We start from the raw sequence: 18,758 nt of genomic DNA on the forward strand, positions 1-18,758 counted from the left end.
ATTATATTAAGAAAGGGGGACATGCAGATGTATGCCAGAGATGAGAGTTATGTAAGAAATACATTAGAAAAAGATATACTTCCTGCTTTGCCAAAAAAACTAAGCAGCATATTAACGAAAATTTCAGATGAAGATATAAGTTCCATAGAAGAAATCAGATTAAGGGCTGAAAGACCTTTTATGGTTTATAAAAAGGGACAGGATATGTTTTTAAATGAGGATGGGGTATTGTCATTTCTACTTAGCAGACCGGTAATTGTAGAAAGACAAGATATTGAAAAGACCTTGACCCTTATGAGTAATTACTCAATTTATTCTATTGAGGAAGAGCTGAAACAGGGTTTTTTAACCTTAAAGGGAGGACACAGGGTTGGACTTACAGGAAGAATTGTAATGGAAGATAGAAATATAAGAACTATGAAAAATATTTCTGGAATGAATATAAGAATAGCAAAGGAAATAAAAGGCTGTGGAAATAAAATAATTAAAGAAATTTATGGTGAAGGTATAAAACACACTTTAATAGCATCCCCTCCAGGTTGTGGTAAAACAACTATGTTAAGGGATATTATAAGGGTTTTAAGTTCTGGAGACAGGGATTTTAACATAAAGGGTTTTAAAATAGGTCTTGTAGATGAGAGATCAGAAATTGCAGGATGTTATTTAGGCGTTCCTCAAAGAGATGTTGGAATTAGAACTGATGTATTAGATGCATGTCCTAAAGCTCAGGGGATGTTCATGCTTTTAAGGTCAATGTCTCCGGAGATAATTGCAGTTGATGAAATCGGAAGTGTAGAAGATGCAGAGGCTATAGAGGATGCAATAAATTCAGGGGTGAAGATAATAGCAACAGTGCATGGAAGAAATTTTAATGAAATTCAAAAAAGGCAAGGGGTTAAAATACTTATTGAAAATAAAGCCTTTGAAAGAATAGTAATACTGAGCAGAAGAAGTGGACCAGGGACTATTGAAGAAATTATAAAAATATAACAAATGAAACAGGAGGGATAAAGATGTTAAAGTTGATTGGAAGCCTTATTGTTATAACAGCAACAACTATATTAGGCTTCAGCTATGCAAGGGTGTACTCTGAAAGAGTTAATCAGCTCAGGGCAATGCAGTACGCATTGAATATCCTTGAGACAGAAATTGTTTACTCAGCAACACCACTGATGGAAGCATTGATATATGTTTCTGAAAAAACCGAAAACAATATTTCGATGCTTTTTAGTATGATGGCAGATATATTGAATCAGAAAAGTGTAACAGATGTGGTTGAAGCATTCTATTTAGCCTTTAACAAATTAAAAAATGAGCTCTATTTGGAAAAAGAAGAGGTTGAAGTAATTGCAGCATTTATGCAGAGTGTTGGCAGCAGTGATCTTGAAGGACAGAAGAAGAATTTTAATATAACTATTAAAAAAATGGAGGCCTTTGAGAAAAGGGCTGAGGAAACAAGAAGTAAAAATGAAAAGCTCTATAAATATCTTGGGGTATGTTCAGGGGCTATATTAATAATATTACTTGTGTAAAAGAGGTGAAAAAATGGTTGATGTAAGCTTAATTTTTAAAATAGCAACTGTGGGTATTTTAATTGCAATTCTGGACAAGATTTTTGAAGGCCTTGGAAGAAAAGAACAGGCAACGTTAATTACATTGGCAGGATTAGTGGTAGTTTTGATGATGGTTCTAGGACTCATAACAAAGCTCTTTGATAATGTCAGAACAATGTTTCAGTTTTAGTAGGTGATTTTATGGATATATCTAAGGTGTTGGTAATAGGTCTTTTAGCGGCTATGATTGTAGTCCTGCTTAAAAATGAAAAACCTGAAATAGCACTACAAATAAGCCTTGCCACTGGAATTGTAATTTTTCTTTTGATGCTCAGTAAATTAACTGTGGTAGTTGAAGCACTTCAACAGATAGCACTGAAGATAAATATTGATGTTATATATTTAAATACTGTACTAAAAATAATAGGAATAGCGTATCTTGCATCCTTTGGTGTGGAGATATGTAAAGATTCAGGACAGTCTTCCATAGCCAGTAAGATTGAGTTTGCAGGTAAGATATTGATTATTACACTGGCAATTCCCGTATTAATGGCGGTTATGGATATGGTTCTGAAAATAATGCCATAGGGTGATGTATATGGGTAAAAAAATATTTTACTTACTGATAATTTTGTTCTTGTGTGTAAGCACAAAGGCATATGCAATATCAGATGAACAGACCAGCGTTGATATATCAAAGCTTGAAAGTTTTGCACAAAGTCTTCAGCAGGAGGTTGATTATCTGCCTGAAATCAGCTTTTCAAAAATGATAGAATCCTACAAAAAAAATGGTTCTCTGGGTATCACAGTCAAGGATTTTACAAATAGTCTTTTAAAATTTATGTTTAAAGAAATCTTATTGAATTCAAAGCTGTTAGTAGAACTTTTATTTATTGGGATATTTTGTGCACTGCTTCAGAATATCCAAAATGCTTTTTCTGATGATGGTGTCTCCAAGATTGCTTATTATGCATGTTTTTTGGTAATGGTAGTAGTTATAATAAAAAGTTTTTCAACAGCTGTCCAACTAGGACAAAGAACTATCAGCAATATGGTAGAATTTATGAATTCCCTGATGCCGCCTTTAATTGTTTTAATAGCGGCAGTTGGAGGATTTGCTTCTGCGGCAACCCTTGATCCCATAGTTATGTTTATCTTAAAGGTTACAAGTGATATAATCAGGGATTTAGTTCTGCCCTTAACTATTTTAGTTGTGGTAATAAATATTGTTGATAATCTCAGTGACAGCATAAAGATTTCAAAACTTGGCGGGTTAATAAAACAAGTAAGCCTTTGGGTTTTAGGATTTATTATGACTATATTTGTAGGAATAGTTACAATCAGAAGTAATGCTTCGGCAACCATTGATCAAGTGGCTTTGAAGTCTGCAAAGTTTGCTGTTGATAATTTTATACCAATCGTAGGTAAATGTCTTTCTGATGCTATTACCACCGTTGCAGGATATTCTTTAGTGCTTAAGGATGCTATCAGCATAGGTGGATTGCTGGTTATGATTTTTATATGCGTTTTTCCTTTAATTAAAATAATAATCCTTGCACTTATATATAAATTCGTTGGAGCTGTTATGGAACCTGTTGTAGACAAAAGGATTGTTGATTGTCTTAGTGCTACAGGCAGTTCACTGACTATGATATTTATTTGTGTTTTATCTGTTGCCATAATGTTTTTTATTATGATTACAATAGTAGCTTCAACTGGAAAGCTAGTTATGATGGTAGGGTGATACATATGATTGAAGTTATAAAAAATTGGATTGTTTCTGTTGTCACTGCTGTAATCTTTATGGTTCTTGTTGATATGCTCCTTCCTTCTAACAGTATGAAAAAATATGCAAAGATTACAACAGGGCTGATTGTGATAATAATTATTTTGACCCCAGTATTTAAGTTGTTTGATAGAAATGTCAGTATTGAAACTTATGTTTCAAAGTACATGGAGGATTTGCAGCAAAATAGTACAGATTTTGAAAATATTGATTTAAGAAATAAGGTTGAAAAACAAAGGATGGATGTATTTAAAAGTAATTTAGTAAAAGAAATTGAAAAGGAGATTTTTTATTCAACAGGTAAAAGATATGAGATTAGCAGCATTAATGTAAATGAAGATAAAGACAGCTATGAATATACAAAAATTACATCTATAGAACTAAAACAAAGAGAAGATACTGAAAAAGTTAAAAGGGTTGAGAAAATTGTAATTTCCCAGCAGCAGGATGAACAGGAAGCACAAAAGGACGAAAGGGTAGTCAAACTTTTAAGGGAAAAATTTAACGTCAATCCTGAAACTATAAAGTTTTTAAAGTAAAGTGAGGGATGTATATGGATTGGAATAAGATGTTAGATAAGATTTTTAAACAAAAACAAAAAAAGGTTTTTATCAACATGGTAATACTTTTACTTTGCGGGGTACTTCTGATTTTAATTGGGGATATAACAACCAGTCTAACAAACAGTAAAAAAACTAAGGCTAAAAACACTGTTGAAGTAAATACTAATGCTCAGTTAGTTTCTACTTCAAGTTCTTATGAGGAGAAGGTTAAGAAGGATTTAACAGATATCTTATCTCAGATGGAAGGTGTAGGAAAGGTTTCTGTTATGATATATTTTGAAGGTGGTTCTGAATCTGTACCTGCAGTTAATGTAAATGATGTTAATAAAAAAATTGAGGAAAAGGATACCCAGGGAGGACATAGAATAACAACTGAGAATAGTAAAAGCACGAATATAGTAATAATCAGTGAATCAGGTGGCAACAAACCATTTGTTGTAAAACAGGTCAATCCCGCCATAGGCGGAGTGGTTGTTGTCGCAGAGGGAGCAAGTATTCCTCATATAAGGGAAAATTTACAGAATGCTGTAAAAACAGTACTAAACATACCAATTCATAAGGTTTCAGTAGTTCCTATGAAAAGGAATTAGAATATTGTTAAAAAAATATACATATAAATATTCTATAAAAAAAGTTGTGGGGGGATAATATGTCAAATTTAAGAAGACAAACAATAGTTATTGCTGTATTAATCGCACTTATAGGCTGTGTTGGGTATTTTGCTAGAAAATTTAATGAAAATACTCCTAATACATTTAAGACTGACAATAGCAAAGAGACAGCCAGCTTTTTTGTTGAGGGAAGAATGGGTAGAGAGAACCAAAGAAGTAGTTTAAAACAAGAATTAGAGGATATTTTAAACAGCAAAGAAGCTAACAAGGAAGCAAAGCAGATAGCTCAAACAAAACTCTTTAAACTTCAGGATATAAGCAATAAGGAAAACACAATTGAAACAAAGGCAAAGGAGAGAGGATTTGAGGATGCACTTTGTTTTGTAGATGAAATGGGTGTTGAACTGGTTGTTAAAACAAGTGAAGAACTAACAAAGGACAAAATTGCTCAGTTAACAGATGATATTGTATCAACAACTGGTATATCGCCATCAAACATAATTATTAAAGGTCAACAGTAATTATAAATAATAGTTTTAATTAGTTTGGAACATATTCTATATACTCAGACTGTTAATAAGGTAATGTATTTTAGAACGTCGGGGATAATTGCATAAGTTTAAGTTATTTTATGACATCCACTTTAAGCAATTATCTATGACGTTCTTGTAATTTTTTAAAATGCCTTTTTGGTATGTGATTTTTCAAGTATTTTGTAAACATCTTGATTTTCTGATATAATAGATGTAAACTAAGTCTAAGGGTTTATATATGCAGGAGGTGCAAATAATGGTAGAAAATATAAATACATCCACAGAAAATGGAGCAATTAAGATTGCCTCTGATGTTGTTGCTGTGATAGCATCATTGGCAGCAGTTGAGGTAAAGGGTATTGCTTCTATGAGTGGAGGGTTTACAGACGATATTGTTGAGAAATTTGGTATGAAATCCAGCAATAAGGGAATTAAAGTTCAAGTTGGAGAAACTGAAACTTCAATTGATTTATATTTAATCGTTGAATATGGTGTTAGAATACCAGAGGTAGCTTGGGAGGTTCAACAAAATGTAAAAAAAGCTGTTGAAACAATGACAGGCTTAAACGTTGTTGAAGTTAATATACATATACAGGGAATAAATGTAGTAAAGGAATCAAAGGAAGAAGAGGTAACTCAAAAAACGAAATAATGCTATTTAACCCTCTGCTATCAGAGGGTTTATTAGATTGTAAGGAGTGAAAAAAATGAAAACCTTAGATAAGTTTCTGATGTTTGTTTACCTTTTGGTTTTAACAGCATTTTTTGGTAGTATTATCCTTATTCCCTTTGGATACATTCCAAGGGATTATGTAGAAAGGATAGTTAATAATTTATTTGAAACGTCATACTTTGCTCTGATAGCAGCAGCATTTATCCTGTTAAACATAAAACTTTTAATTTCCCTTGTAGCAGGTGAGAGAAGAGGGGCTGGAGTAATAAAATACACTGAGGGTGGCATGATAAATATAACAAATGAAACAATAAAGTCAATGGCAATTAAAACTGCAAGTCAGTCCAGGGGTATAAGAGACATTAATGTTATGGTTAAACCTGGAAAAGACAACATTGATATTATGATAAAGGGAAATATTATGCCTGATATCAATGTTACAGAAACGGTAAAGGAAATACAGCAGAATGTAAAAACTTATATTGAGACGATTGCAGAAATACCCGTTGGAGAAGTTAAGGTAATAATAACTGATGTAGCTGCTGGTAACAAGCTTCGCTTGAGTTAGAGAGGTGGCGATATGTGGAAAGAAGTATTGCTTACTTTTTTTAATAACAATAAAGGGAAGTCTTTAGGAGCAATAATTGGTTTGATTATATCAATATTTGTATTGATTATAGGTTTTTTTAAGACTGTCTTTATTGTAATATGCGTTTATTTAGGGTATTATATAGGCAAAAAGATAGATAATAAAGAGAGTATAATCGAAATAATAGAAAAGATTCTACCTGATGGTTGGAAATAACAATAGATGGAGGTATACACATGAGTAGGAAATGGGCAAGAGAAGCAGCAATGAAGGTGCTATATCAGATGGATGTTACTTCTATTGACAGCAAAGAGGCCTTGGATGATTTTGAAGAAAATGTAGAGGTGAAATTTAGTCAAGAGGAGAAAGAATTTATCTTTAGCTGTGTAAAGGGAACAGAGGAAAACATTACAAAAATTGATGAATATATTGAAAGATACTCAAAGGGCTGGAAGATAAACAGAATTGCAAAGGTAGATCTGGCAATTATGAGGCTGGCTATCTACGAAATGCTATATAGGGAAGATGTACCTAATGTTGTTGCAGTTAATGAAGCAATTGAGCTGGCTAAAAAATTTGGAGGGGATAATTCTCCTAACTTTGTTAATGGTATTTTAGGAAACGTAATTAAGGAAGTATAAATTATGGCAAAAATACTGGGAATTGATACAAGTAATTACACCACTTCAGTGGCTGTTGTAAAAGATGGTGAAATATTATATGACGCAAGGAAACTATTGAATGTAGAACAAGGGCAAAGGGGCTTAAGACAGTCTGATGCCCTTTTTCAGCATGTAAAAAATCTTCCTGATTTACTTAATAGCCCTTTTACAAAAGGAATTGATGCAGTCTGTGTCAGTACTAGACCAAGACCGGTAGAAGGTTCCTATATGCCGGTTTTTAAAGCAGGAGAAAGCATTGCATCATCAATAGCTTATACTTCAGGTGTTCCAATATATAAAACTTCCCATCAGGAAGGGCACCTTGAAGGGGCCTGTCGTTCAATAAATTTTTCTTATAAAGAATTTATTGCTGTACATATGTCTGGTGGAACAACTGAAATTCTGAAGGTAAGCAAAGATAATGATTATTCCGTTGAAATTATTGGGGGAACCAAGGATATAAGTATTGGACAGTTTATTGACAGAATTGGCGTTGCAATGGGGCTATCTTTTCCTGCAGGAAAAGATATTGATGAACTTGCAATTAAACCTTGTGATACTAACCTTCGCATCCCTTCTAAAGTTGATGGTTTTTATTTTAATTTCTCAGGTCAGGAAACCCTTGGTTTGAAATATATAGAGGAAGGATATAATAAAGAAGAAATTGCAAAGGCTGTTATGATATGTATTTCAAAGACACTGGAAAAGGTTTTTAATAATTTGTTAAAAACAAATGAATTACCGATACTTTTAGTTGGGGGTGTGGCTTCAAGCATATTTTTGAAGTGCTACTTCAAGGAAAAATACAAAGACATTATTTTCTTTTCAGATAATAAATATGCGTCAGATAATGCAGCAGGATGTGCTTTTATTGGACTTGAAAAATACAAGAGGTGATAATATGAGGGCAGAAATAATTGATGGGAAAATGGTTGCAAAAAATATTCGAATAAAATTAGCTGCAGCAATTAAAAAATTAGAAAGTGAAAGGGGAATAAAACCAGGGCTTGCAACAATAATAGTGGGTTCTGATGCTGCTTCCCTATCATATGTTAAAAACAAGGAAAAGATTTGTTTAGAAACTGGATTGAATTCATTTAGTTATAATCTGCCGGAGGATACAAGGGAAGGGGATTTAATACAACTGATTGAAGAACTAAATAAACGTGAGGATGTACATGGAATCTTGCTACAGCTGCCACTTCCTGAGCATATTTCAGCTGATAGAGTGACAAGTGTTATTTCCCCACTAAAGGATGTGGATTGTTTAAACCCTATTAATCTTGGGAAGCTTTTTAAGGGGCAGCAGTGTTTGATGCCATGTACTCCTAAGGGAATTATTAAATTACTTGAGGAGTATAAAATTGAAATTTCAGGTAAAAAAGCTGCTATTGTAGGAAGAAGCAGCATAGTAGGAAAACCAGCTGCATTGATGCTTTTAAATAAACACGCAACTGTTACTATATGTCACTCAAGAACTGCTGAATTAAAGGCGGAGCTTATGGATTCAGATATAATAATAAGTGCTGTTGGAAAACCAGGTCTTATTACTGATGATATGGTGAAGGTGGGAGCAGTGGTTATTGACGCAGGGACAAGTGTTTTAAATGGTAAGCTGGTTGGAGATGTTGATTTTGAAAAGGTCAGTCAGAAAGCATCATATATTACACCGGTTCCTGGTGGGGTAGGAGCCATGACAACAACAATGTTAATCGAAAATGTATTGGAGGCAGCTGGTTACCATGAATAGGGAGGCTATATCTGTATCTCAACTGAATATGTATATTAAGGGTATTATAGAAGAGAACAGTTTCCTTGGAAATATATTGATAAAAGGTGAAATTTCAAATTTTAAGTATCATTCTTCTGGCCATATGTATTTTACCCTTAAGGATGAAGATTCAAAGATTAAGGCTGTGATGTTTAAAGGATATAACAGTTTCTTGAAATTTATGCCTGAAGACGGAATGAAGGTAATTATAGAGGGCTATGTTTCAGTATACGAAAGGGACGGACAATACCAGTTATATTGTACTAAGATGCAGCCTGAGGGAATAGGTGACTTATATTTAGCCTACGAGCAGCTTAAAAAGAAATTAGAAGTTGAAGGATTATTTGATGAAAAGTGGAAAAAACCAATTCCACTTTTACCAAGAAGAGTAGGAGTTGTTACTTCTCAAACGGGGGCTGTCATAAAGGATATTATTAATGTTGCCACAAGAAGATATAGAAATGTAGATATTTTACTCTACCAGCTAAGGTTCAGGGGATAGGCGCTGCTGAGAGTATTATAGAGGGTATTGAGTATTTTAATACAATGAAAGACATGGATGTTATAATTGTTGGAAGAGGCGGAGGGTCTATAGAGGAGCTTTGGGCTTTTAATGAAGAGAAGGTTGCAAGGGCAATATTTAGTAGTAAGATTCCTGTTATTTCAGCTGTGGGACATGAAACAGATTTTACAATTTCAGATTTTGTAGCCGATATTAGAGCATCAACTCCATCCCATGCTGCGGAAATAGCAGTTCCTGTGTATGGTGATTTGAAATTTAAAATCAGTAAACTTTCTACAGAGTTGTTTTTAAATAGTAAAGGCAAAATTTCTGATTTGCGTTATAATGTCAACGATTTAGTAGCTAAAGTAAAAAAATATTCCCCGGAAAATAAAATTAAACAACATATTCAGTATGTTGATTATCTGCAAAACAAGTTAATACTTTTGATGGAATCTAAAATTTCAGATAAGAAAAGCAGATATAGTATTTTGATAAACAGAATGGATGCCTTAAGTCCAATCAAGGCTTTATCAAGGGGTTATTCCTATGCTGAGAAGGATGGAAAGGTTTTAAATGATATTAAACATGTTAAAATAGATGACAACATCAGACTGCATATGCAGGATGGAGTTCTTGAATGTAAGGTGCTAGATAAAATGGAGGTGGATGTATGGCAACTAAGAAAAAGGAGTTAAAGTTTCAGGAAGCATTAGAAAGACTTTCTAATATAGTTGAGAAGATGGAGGATAAGGATTTATCACTTGAAGATTCTTTAAAGCTGTTTCAAGATGGAATGGAACTTGCAGCATTATGTAATAAACAATTGGATGAGGCAGAAAGAAAAATAAATATAGTAATAAAGGGAAAACATGGAGAACTTATAGAGGAAGGGTTTATGCCTGAGGAGGAATAGAATGGATTTTCAAAACCAGCTTAGAATAGAACAGAAGATAGTAAATGATTATTTAAATAGAATGATGGATATAAAAGAAGCACCTAAAAGTATAGTTGATGGTATGTCATACAGCCTGCTGGCTGGAGGAAAAAGAATACGTCCTGTACTTGCAAACGCAATATGTAAAGCTCTGGGAGGAGATTCAGAGGAAATTTTGCCTTTTGCCTGCAGCATAGAATGTATTCATACTTATTCATTAATTCATGATGATTTACCTTCCATGGATAATGATGATTACAGAAGGGGTAAATTGACAAACCATAGGGTTTTTGGGGAAGCACATGCTATTTTAGCTGGAGACGGTCTTTTAAATTTAGCCTTTGAAACAATGATTGAAACAGTAAAAAAATATAATTATAAACCAAAATTTATAATGGCAATGGAAGAAATATGCAGGGCATCAGGTGTAAGAGGTATGATAGGTGGCCAGATAATTGATATTGAGTCTGAGGGTAAGAAAATAGAAATAGAAACACTGTATAAGATGCATGAAAAGAAGACGGGAGCATTGATAGAAGCATCATGTATCGCTGGATGTGTAATTTCAGAAAGATTTGAAATGATTGATATTGTTAAGGATTACAGTAAAAATTTAGGCATAGCCTTTCAGATAGTTGATGATATTTTAGACTATACAGGAACACTTGAAAAGCTAGGGAAGAATGTTGGGGTGGATGCAGCAAATAAAAAGTCAACCTTTGTAAGTTTACTTGGACTTGAGGAATCCCAAAAACTAGCTGAGCAATATACAGAAAATGCTCTTAAAAGAGCAGAATACATTGATAAATCAGGATTTATAACCTCTTTAACCCAATATCTTTTAAATCGAGAAAGTTGATTTTATTTAAGAGATTTAATAGGATTCTAGTGAATGTATAGAGAAATTTAGTTGTACAGAGTGCATAATTATGATACAATAACATATTGCTGAAGAAAAAATCTTCATATGGACCACCTTATAAGCGGGTGGTTTTATTTATATGTAATATGTAATATTGCAAATTTTATAATAATTATAAATGGGGTATAGATGATGACCATACTAAAGAACATTAATAATCCAAAAGATATAAAGAAACTTAATATGAGTCAGTTATATCAATTGGCAGATGAATTAAGGACTTTTTTAATTGATAATGTTTCAAAAACAGGTGGACATTTAGCATCTAACCTTGGAGTAGTTGAACTAACCTTGGCACTTCATAGAGTGTATTCTATGCCGGAAGACAGGATTGTTTGGGATGTTGGACATCAGACCTATGTTCATAAAATAATCACTGGAAGAAAGGATAGTTTTGATACTTTAAGGAAGTATAACGGATTAAGCGGTTTTCCAAAGCCTAATGAAAGTATTTATGATACCTTTGCAGCGGGACACAGCAGTACATCTATATCTGCAGCTTTAGGTATTGCCAGAGCAAGGGATATTAAAAAAGAAAAATATAATGTAGTTGCAGTTATAGGCGATGGTGCCTTAACTGGAGGAATGGCCTTTGAAGCACTTAATGATGCTGGTACGTTAAATACAAATATAACTGTAATTTTAAATGACAATGAGATGTCTATTTCAGAAAATGTTGGAAGTTTATCGGGATATCTAAGTAAACTACGAACTGACCCTAAATATATTACATTGAAAGATGATGTTGAAACTTTATTGAAAAGAGTGCCTGCTTTTGGAAATAATCTTTTTAAAACTGCAGAGAGGGTAAAGGAGAGCTTAAAGTATCTACTCCTTCAGGGAATGCTTTTTGAGGAGCTTGGCTTTACATATTTAGGACCAATAGATGGACATAATATAGAGAAGATTTCAGAGGTTCTTGAAAGGGCTAAAACAGTAAAGGGACCTGTTTTAGTACACGTTATAACTAAAAAAGGAAAAGGCTATCGATTTGCGGAGGAGAACCCAAATGTTTTTCATGGAGTTGGTCCCTTTGAAATAGAAACGGGGCAAAATCTATCCAAGTCTAAAATAACCTATTCAAAGGCTTTTGGAGAAGAAATGATTAAGGAGGCTGAGGGAAATCCAGAACTTGTTGCAATAACAGCTGCAATGCCTGACGGTACAGGATTAAGTGAATTTTCCAAAAAGTTTCCAAATAGATTTTTTGATGTTGGTATAGCAGAACAGCATGCAGTTACCCTGGCAGCAGGGTTAGCTTCTAACGGCTTGAAACCGGTTTTTGCTGTATATTCAACTTTTCTTCAGAGGGCATATGATCAGGTGGTTCATGATGTGTGCCTGCAGAATTTACCTGTTGTTTTTGCTATTGATAGAGCTGGAATTGTAGGAGAGGATGGGGAAACTCATCAGGGAATATTGGATATTTCATTTTTAAGATCAATACCTAATATTACTTTATTGGCACCTAAAGATATAAATGAATTCAGGAATATGCTTAGATGGTGTTTTGAGTATAATGGACCGGTGGCAGTCAGGTATCCTCGTGGAGGGGATAGCTTAGATAATTTTGAAAAGTATGAAGAAATCAGACTGGGAAAGTGGGAAGTAATTGAAGAAGGTAAAAGACTTGCTGTTCTTGCTACTGGGAAAATGGTTCAAAATGCATTGGCTGCAGTAGAAAAATTAAAGTCAAAAAATATAAATGTAACACTTGTAAACTGCAGATTTATAAAACCAATGGATAAATCTCTTTTAAACAAATTATCCAATGAATATGATGTGATAATTACCGTTGAAGATAATTATACAGCTGGTGGTTTTGGTTCAGGGGTCCTTGAATATATTTCAGGTATCAATTCAAAATCCAAAGTTGTTATATTAGGATATCCTGATGAATTTATACCACATGGAAGTTTAGATATTTTATATAAGAAATATGGTTTAGACCCAGAAGGAATATATAGTACGATTTTAAAGAATATTTGATTTTAAAAATACGATTTCTTATTAATTGAAAGGAAGTTGCAAATGGGAGAAGGTAAAGAAAGGCTTGATATTCTTCTTGTTGAAAAGGGTTTTTTTGATTCAAGGGAAAAAGCAAAAAAAAGTATAATGGCAGGGTTGGTGTTTGTTGACAATGTAAGGGTTGACAAATCAGGAGAAAAGGTTAAAAAAGATGCCATCATTGAGGTTAAAGGTGTTGCAATTCCTTATGTAAGTCGAGGAGGCTTAAAGCTGGAAAAGGCAATTAATGAATTTGGAATTGAATTAAACAATAAAATTTCTATGGATATTGGAGCTTCAACAGGTGGCTTTACTGATTGTATGCTTAAAAATGGGGCATCAAAGGTTTTTTCAGTGGACGTTGGCTATGGACAGCTTGCATGGGAACTTAGGACTGACTCAAGAGTTGTATGTATGGAAAGAACAAACATAAGATATGTAAAACCAGAGGATATAGGAGTTAAACTTGATTTTGCATCAATAGATGTATCCTTTATATCTTTGAAACTGGTTTTACCTGTTGCTAGAGAACTTTTAAGAGATGGCGGAGAAATAGTTGCCTTAATAAAACCACAGTTTGAGGCAGGTAAGGAAAAAGTGGGTAAAAAAGGCGTAGTGAGAGAAGCAAAGACCCACATTGAAGTAATAACTAACCTTTTGTCCTTTGCAATGGAGATTGGTTTTAAAGTAGAGGGATTAACTTATTCACCTATCAAAGGACCGGAGGGAAATATAGAATATCTGGTATATTTAAAAAAGAGTGAAAATATCGGTGAAGGATTTGAAAACTGGGAAGCTAAAATAGCTGAAACTGTGAAAAAATCACATGATGAGCTATAAAAATTATATTGAAAAAAGATATTTTTGTAATATGTGATTTAGAGGATTTTTAAACATATTATAGAATAATAATAAGTTGAAGGGTAGTGTTCACGTGGTTTGTGTTGGGATTATAGTTAACATGACAAAGGATATTAAATTAGAAATTACTTCTAAAATAATAAACTGGCTGGAACAGAGAAATTGTGAGGTTTTATTAACTGAAATAGTGTCTCAACAACTTAACAAACCAGACTCAGGATATGCACCACTTGATATATATAAAAAGGCTGATTTTGTTATTGTTCTTGGAGGGGATGGTACGCTTTTAGGTGCTGCACGTCAATGTTTATGGCTTGAAACTCCTATATTAGGTGTAAATATGGGAAATTTAGGGTTTATTACAGAGGCTGAAGTGAAGGATGTATATACATGTCTTGATAATATATTAAGGGGAGATTACAGTATAGAATCAAGGATGATGCTAGAGGCATCTGTTATAAAAGACGATAAGCAAATAGAGACTTTTTATTGTCTGAACGATATTGGTCTGACAAAAGGAACTTTATCCAGAATAATTAATTTAAAGACCTATATTGATGATAATTACTTTGATAGATATTTTGCTGATGGCCTGCTTATATCTACACCAACAGGCTCCACAGCTTATTCTTTGTCTGCAGGAGGGCCCATAGTAAGCCCCAATGTAAATGTAATACTGATTACTCCAATCTGCCCACATTCACTAAATTCCAGAACTTTAATAGTCTCTGAAAGTGATGTTATTACAGTAGAGGTGGATGATGGGTATCAAGAAGTTTATCTAACTGTAGATGGACAGCAGGGATTTAAGTTAATGAGTGGAGATAAGGTTGTAATTAAGAAGCTCCATTCAGTGCCAAATTGATAAAAGTTGCAGGCAGAAGTTTTTATGATATTTTACGAACAAAGTTAAAACAAAGGTCTATTTAAAAGAAAGGGGTTATTGGAATGAAAATTACAAGACATGCCAAAATTCTTGAGGTAATTGGTCAAAAGGACATTGAAACTCAGGAAGAATTAGTGGACGAACTAAGAAAACTAGGGTTTGATGTTACCCAGGCTACTGTTTCAAGGGATGTTAAAGAGCTTAAACTCATAAAAGTTTTAGCATCAAACGGAAGATATAAATATGCTGCAATAACACATGGGGAAAACATTATGTCGGAGAAGTTAGTTAATATATTTGTTCAGACAGTTGTACATATGGATTACGTAGGCAATACAATAGTTTTAAAAACATTATCAGGTTCAGCTTCAGCAGCAGCAGAAGCAATTGATACTTTTGGGTGGGATGGTATAGTTGGTTCATTGGCTGGAGATAACACTATTTTTGTTTTGTGTCGTTCAGCTGAAAGAGCACAGGAGATTGTATATAAATTCAAAAAAATGCTAAATGAGTAGGAGGGTATCATATGCTCCTGGAACTTCACATTAAAAATTTTGCTCTAATTGATGAAGTAAAGCTACGTTTTGATGAAGGATTAAATATTTTAACTGGCGAAACGGGAGCTGGAAAGTCAATCTTAATAGATTCTGTAAATTTTTTACTTGGGGATAAACAAAACAGAGATATTATAAGAACTGGTGAGGAGAATGCTTTTGTTGAAGGAGTTTTTGAGGTTAAGGGTGATAAGCTGATTAATATACTTAAGGAAAATGGAATAGAATATGATGATTTGCTAATTATAACAAGAGAAATAAATCAAAGTGGAAGAAGCATATCTAGAATAAACGGAAGAACCGTTACATTAAACCTCTTAAAGCAGATAGGAGAGCTTTTAATAGACATTCATGGTCAGCATGAACATCAGTCTTTATTAGATGAGGGAAAACATATACATATTTTAGATTCTTTTTGTGTGGATGGATTTAAACAGTTAAAAAGTGAATATAACAAGTTGTTTGCTGATACTAAAGAGATTGAGGGAAGGCTTCAGAAATTAAAGACAGATGAGCAATATAAGTTAAGGCGAATAGATCTTCTTTCTTTTCAAATTAATGAAATAACTGAAGCCCAGCTTAAATTAAATGAAGACATAGAATTGGAAAAGAGAAAAAATATATTAGTAAATGCTGAAAAAATTGTATCTACTTTATCAATTATTTATAATAAACTTTATAAGGATGAGGAAACTGAGTGCGCTTATGACAGAATAGGTACAAGCTTAGTACAGCTGGAATCAATAGCAAAATATGATGAAAAAATAAGTAATGCAAAGGAATCCCTAGAAGAAGTATATTATAAAATTGAGGATGTAATTGAAACATTAAGGGATTATTTAGATGAAGCTGAATTTAATCCCGAAGAATTAAATGAAATAGAAATAAGGCTGGATACAATAAATAAGCTCAAAAAGAAATACGGAAACTCAATTGGAGAAATATTAAAATATAATGAAGAGATAACTGAAGAGTTATCTAATTTACAGAAAAGTGAGGAACTAACTGAAGAATTAGAAAGATCACTGGAGACTAATTTAACAAAGCTTGAGGAGTATGCAAAAGAAATAACAAAAATAAGACAACAAACTGGAGATAAGCTAAAAATATATATTGAAAATGAACTGAAATATCTTGGAATGGAAAGAGCCGAGTTTAAAGTCCAGATTGAAGAAACAGCACATTTAAATGAAAATGGGAAGAATAAAGTTTGTTTTTTAATAACTGCTAATCCAGGGGAGCCATTAAGAGCATTGAGTAAGGTTGCTTCTGGTGGTGAGATGTCTAGGATAATGCTTGCAATTAAAAGTGTTGTCGCTGATGTAGACAGCATTCCTACTTTGATATTTGATGAGATTGATACTGGAATCAGTGGAAGAACAGCTCAGGCTGTGGCAGAGAAAATGTGTCTTATTTCGCGAAAACATCAGATTTTTTGCGTTACTCACTTACCACAGATTGCTTCTATGGCAGATAATCATTATAAAATTCAAAAATTGGTAATAAATAACAAAACCACAACGACAGTTAATCTTTTAAATAAGGACGAAAAGGTAAATGAGTTATCTAGAATGCTTGGCGGGGCGATAGTAACTGAAACAACTAAAAATCATGCAAAAGAAATGCTAGAACTGGCTGATTCTTTAAAAACAAAGATTTAGACAACATGCACAATAAGTAGTGCATGTTTTTTTTTTTTTCAAAATTGTTGAAGCTTTACAATCTGACTTCATATTGTAATAATTGCACTCTTTATTATAGTATATATAATCTCCAATTAGGTTAATTTATAAGTAAGAAAGGAAGGTGACTTAAAAAAGGTGTGAAGAGGAGTGATTAATTTGAAAAAAAGAGGTTTTAAAATTGTTATACCTATGATTTCTCTTTTGTTTTTTATATTTCTGATAGCTACTATCAACGTAATGTTCATGCCTGGAAATATAAAGATCACCCAGAGTAAAAACAATCTTATTAACCTTGAAAATAGCAAAATAAAATCCAATTTTTTATATAAAGTGGAAAATGAAAAATATAAAGATAATGATTTAGAAACTTCAAATAAAATAGATATAAGTATAAAATTGTTTGGTATACTTCCAGTTAGAAAAATGACCTTGTGTCTTCTTCCAGAAGTTAAGGTCATTCCAGGAGGACAGCCTATTGGAGTTAAGCTTTTTACTGACGGGATTTTAGTTGTGGGTTTTTCAGACGTTGAAACTGCAACAGGTAAAAAGCAGAGTCCTGCAGCTTCTGCCGGAATTGAAATTGGAGATAGGATAATAGATATAAATGGTATAAAATTAAATTCAAGTGAAGATTTATCCAATATCATTGGGAAATTCGGTGAAAAGGAATTAAATATAAACCTAAACAGAAAAGGTCAGTTAAAAACTGTTAAGGTAACGCCAACAAAGGTTAAAAATTCAGACCAATATAAAATAGGACTTTGGGTAAGAGACTCAACTGCAGGTGTGGGAACATTGACCTTTTATGACCCTTCAACTGGAAGATTTGGAGCTCTTGGTCATCCAATAAACGATGTAGACACAGGATTACAGCTCCCTGTCAGGGATGGGAAGATATATAATGCTAAAATAATAGCAGTAGAACAGGGAACTAGAGGTAAGCCTGGTGAACTCAGGGGGATGTTTTCAGAAGAGGATGTTCTAGGAATTCTTGAAAAAAATACAATGTCTGGAATTTATGGCAAATTAACTACTGGTGCATCTAATGGTATTTACAATAAAGCAATACCAATTGCAAGACAAAGTGAGATAAAGGAAGGACCGGCAAAGATATTAACATCAGTTGAGGGAGCAGATGTTAAAGCATATGATATATATATTGAAAGGCTAACTGAGCAGAGCAGACCAAATCCTAAAAGTATGATTATAAGAATTACAGATAAGGAGCTTTTATCAAAGACTGGTGGTATTGTCCAGGGAATGAGTGGTAGTCCTATTATTCAGGATGGCAAACTGATAGGCGCTGTTACCCATGTTTTTGTAAATAGACCTGATATGGGTTATGGAATATATATAGAATGGATGTTGAATGAATGTGGAGTTGAAATTTAGGGGTTTTACCCCTTTTTTAATTGAAAAAATCTCTGTACGTAAATACCAAAAATTTTAATTAGGTTAAATAATTGAAATTATCTTAAAAATTTATTACAATATAATAGTAAAAAAATACTGTCAATTTAATAAAAAAAATATCTCTTTTTACTTAATAAATGTGAATGTCGGATTTATATAAGAGAATTTATAACTTTAAAAATTTTTTTATCAAAGTAGAAGGAAATATTACCAGTTTGTCGAATAAATATTATTGTTAAGAATTGGAAGT

The 18,758-nt window shown here is 33.1% G+C and carries 22 protein-coding genes and 1 pseudogene; all 23 read left to right on the plus strand.

Annotated features, from left to right (window positions below; translation table 11 throughout):
- Nucleotides 1-27: 27 nt before the first annotated feature.
- The 23 genes and pseudogenes from spoIIIAA (at nt 28) to spoIVB (ending at nt 18,487) form a co-directional block, all read left to right on the plus strand.
- Nucleotides 28-990, plus strand: a complete 963-nt coding sequence (gene spoIIIAA / locus Q428_RS01390) for a stage III sporulation protein AA (protein WP_035377536.1) — start codon at nt 28-30, stop codon at nt 988-990.
- Between the two features lie 23 nt (nt 991-1,013).
- Nucleotides 1,014-1,532 carry a stage III sporulation protein SpoIIIAB gene (spoIIIAB, locus tag Q428_RS01395; RefSeq protein ID WP_035377481.1) on the plus strand — a complete coding sequence of 173 codons (519 nt, stop codon included), beginning with the start codon at nt 1,014-1,016 and terminating at the stop codon, nt 1,530-1,532.
- 13 nt (nt 1,533-1,545) lie between these two features.
- On the plus strand, nt 1,546-1,743 hold the full coding sequence (gene spoIIIAC, locus Q428_RS01400) for a stage III sporulation protein AC (protein ID WP_035377482.1): 198 nt from the start codon (nt 1,546-1,548) through the stop codon (nt 1,741-1,743).
- Between the two features lie 11 nt (nt 1,744-1,754).
- The gene (gene spoIIIAD, locus Q428_RS01405; protein ID WP_035377484.1) at nt 1,755-2,141 is read left to right on the plus strand and encodes a stage III sporulation protein AD; all 387 of its coding nucleotides are present in this window, start codon (nt 1,755-1,757) and stop codon (nt 2,139-2,141) included.
- 10 nt (nt 2,142-2,151) lie between these two features.
- Nucleotides 2,152-3,297 carry a stage III sporulation protein AE gene (gene spoIIIAE / locus Q428_RS01410; RefSeq protein WP_035377486.1) on the plus strand — a complete coding sequence of 382 codons (1,146 nt, stop codon included), beginning with the start codon at nt 2,152-2,154 and terminating at the stop codon, nt 3,295-3,297.
- Between the two features lie 5 nt (nt 3,298-3,302).
- Nucleotides 3,303-3,878: a stage III sporulation protein AF gene (spoIIIAF, locus tag Q428_RS01415; protein ID WP_035377487.1), complete on the plus strand. Its 576-nt coding sequence runs from the start codon at nt 3,303-3,305 to the stop codon at nt 3,876-3,878.
- Between the two features lie 14 nt (nt 3,879-3,892).
- Nucleotides 3,893-4,492 carry a stage III sporulation protein AG gene (gene spoIIIAG, locus Q428_RS01420; RefSeq protein ID WP_051514799.1) on the plus strand — a complete coding sequence of 200 codons (600 nt, stop codon included), beginning with the start codon at nt 3,893-3,895 and terminating at the stop codon, nt 4,490-4,492.
- Between the two features lie 59 nt (nt 4,493-4,551).
- On the plus strand, nt 4,552-5,034 hold the full coding sequence (locus Q428_RS01425) for a SpoIIIAH-like family protein (RefSeq protein WP_035377489.1): 483 nt from the start codon (nt 4,552-4,554) through the stop codon (nt 5,032-5,034).
- Nucleotides 5,035-5,302: 268 nt separating this feature from the next.
- Complete coding sequence (locus Q428_RS01430; RefSeq protein WP_035377490.1) at nt 5,303-5,698, plus strand: Asp23/Gls24 family envelope stress response protein; 396 nt, start codon at nt 5,303-5,305, stop codon at nt 5,696-5,698.
- Between the two features lie 55 nt (nt 5,699-5,753).
- On the plus strand, nt 5,754-6,287 hold the full coding sequence (gene amaP, locus Q428_RS01435; protein WP_035377491.1) for an alkaline shock response membrane anchor protein AmaP: 534 nt from the start codon (nt 5,754-5,756) through the stop codon (nt 6,285-6,287).
- 12 nt (nt 6,288-6,299) lie between these two features.
- A complete protein-coding gene (locus tag Q428_RS01440; RefSeq protein WP_035377493.1) occupies nt 6,300-6,524 on the plus strand; it encodes a DUF2273 domain-containing protein in 225 nt (74 codons plus the stop codon).
- Between the two features lie 20 nt (nt 6,525-6,544).
- The gene (nusB, locus tag Q428_RS01445; RefSeq protein WP_035377494.1) at nt 6,545-6,949 is read left to right on the plus strand and encodes a transcription antitermination factor NusB; all 405 of its coding nucleotides are present in this window, start codon (nt 6,545-6,547) and stop codon (nt 6,947-6,949) included.
- A gap of 3 nt (nt 6,950-6,952) precedes the next feature.
- Nucleotides 6,953-7,867, plus strand: coding sequence for a tRNA (adenosine(37)-N6)-threonylcarbamoyltransferase complex transferase subunit TsaD (locus Q428_RS01450; RefSeq protein WP_035377496.1), 915 nt, complete (start codon nt 6,953-6,955; stop codon nt 7,865-7,867).
- A gap of 4 nt (nt 7,868-7,871) precedes the next feature.
- A complete protein-coding gene (locus tag Q428_RS01455) occupies nt 7,872-8,720 on the plus strand; it encodes a bifunctional 5,10-methylenetetrahydrofolate dehydrogenase/5,10-methenyltetrahydrofolate cyclohydrolase (protein WP_035377538.1) in 849 nt (282 codons plus the stop codon).
- Between the two features lie 28 nt (nt 8,721-8,748).
- Nucleotides 8,749-9,941 (plus strand): annotated as a pseudogene (gene xseA, locus Q428_RS01460) (exodeoxyribonuclease VII large subunit).
- A complete protein-coding gene (gene xseB, locus Q428_RS01465; RefSeq protein ID WP_035377498.1) occupies nt 9,917-10,159 on the plus strand; it encodes an exodeoxyribonuclease VII small subunit in 243 nt (80 codons plus the stop codon). The pseudogene xseA and the gene xseB overlap by 25 nt, the downstream one beginning before the upstream one ends.
- 1 nt (nt 10,160) lies before the next feature.
- Nucleotides 10,161-11,039: a polyprenyl synthetase family protein gene (locus Q428_RS01470; RefSeq protein WP_035377500.1), complete on the plus strand. Its 879-nt coding sequence runs from the start codon at nt 10,161-10,163 to the stop codon at nt 11,037-11,039.
- 192 nt (nt 11,040-11,231) lie between these two features.
- Nucleotides 11,232-13,091, plus strand: coding sequence for a 1-deoxy-D-xylulose-5-phosphate synthase (dxs, locus tag Q428_RS01475; protein ID WP_035377502.1), 1,860 nt, complete (start codon nt 11,232-11,234; stop codon nt 13,089-13,091).
- Between the two features lie 42 nt (nt 13,092-13,133).
- Nucleotides 13,134-13,949 (plus strand): TlyA family RNA methyltransferase, encoded by an 816-nt coding sequence (locus Q428_RS01480; protein ID WP_035377505.1) that lies wholly within the window; start codon nt 13,134-13,136, stop codon nt 13,947-13,949.
- Nucleotides 13,950-14,025: 76 nt separating this feature from the next.
- The gene (locus Q428_RS01485) at nt 14,026-14,835 is read left to right on the plus strand and encodes an NAD(+)/NADH kinase (protein ID WP_201769233.1); all 810 of its coding nucleotides are present in this window, start codon (nt 14,026-14,028) and stop codon (nt 14,833-14,835) included.
- A gap of 83 nt (nt 14,836-14,918) precedes the next feature.
- A complete protein-coding gene (locus tag Q428_RS01490) occupies nt 14,919-15,371 on the plus strand; it encodes an arginine repressor (protein WP_035377507.1) in 453 nt (150 codons plus the stop codon).
- A gap of 11 nt (nt 15,372-15,382) precedes the next feature.
- On the plus strand, nt 15,383-17,071 hold the full coding sequence (gene recN, locus Q428_RS01495; RefSeq protein WP_035377509.1) for a DNA repair protein RecN: 1,689 nt from the start codon (nt 15,383-15,385) through the stop codon (nt 17,069-17,071).
- Nucleotides 17,072-17,251: 180 nt separating this feature from the next.
- Nucleotides 17,252-18,487: a SpoIVB peptidase gene (gene spoIVB / locus Q428_RS01500; protein ID WP_035377511.1), complete on the plus strand. Its 1,236-nt coding sequence runs from the start codon at nt 17,252-17,254 to the stop codon at nt 18,485-18,487.
- The last annotated feature ends 271 nt before the right edge of the window (nt 18,488-18,758 follow it).

It is taken from the genome of Fervidicella metallireducens AeB, assembly GCF_000601455.1.
GTDB classification, from domain to species: Bacteria; Bacillota; Clostridia; order Clostridiales; family Caloramatoraceae; genus Fervidicella; species Fervidicella metallireducens.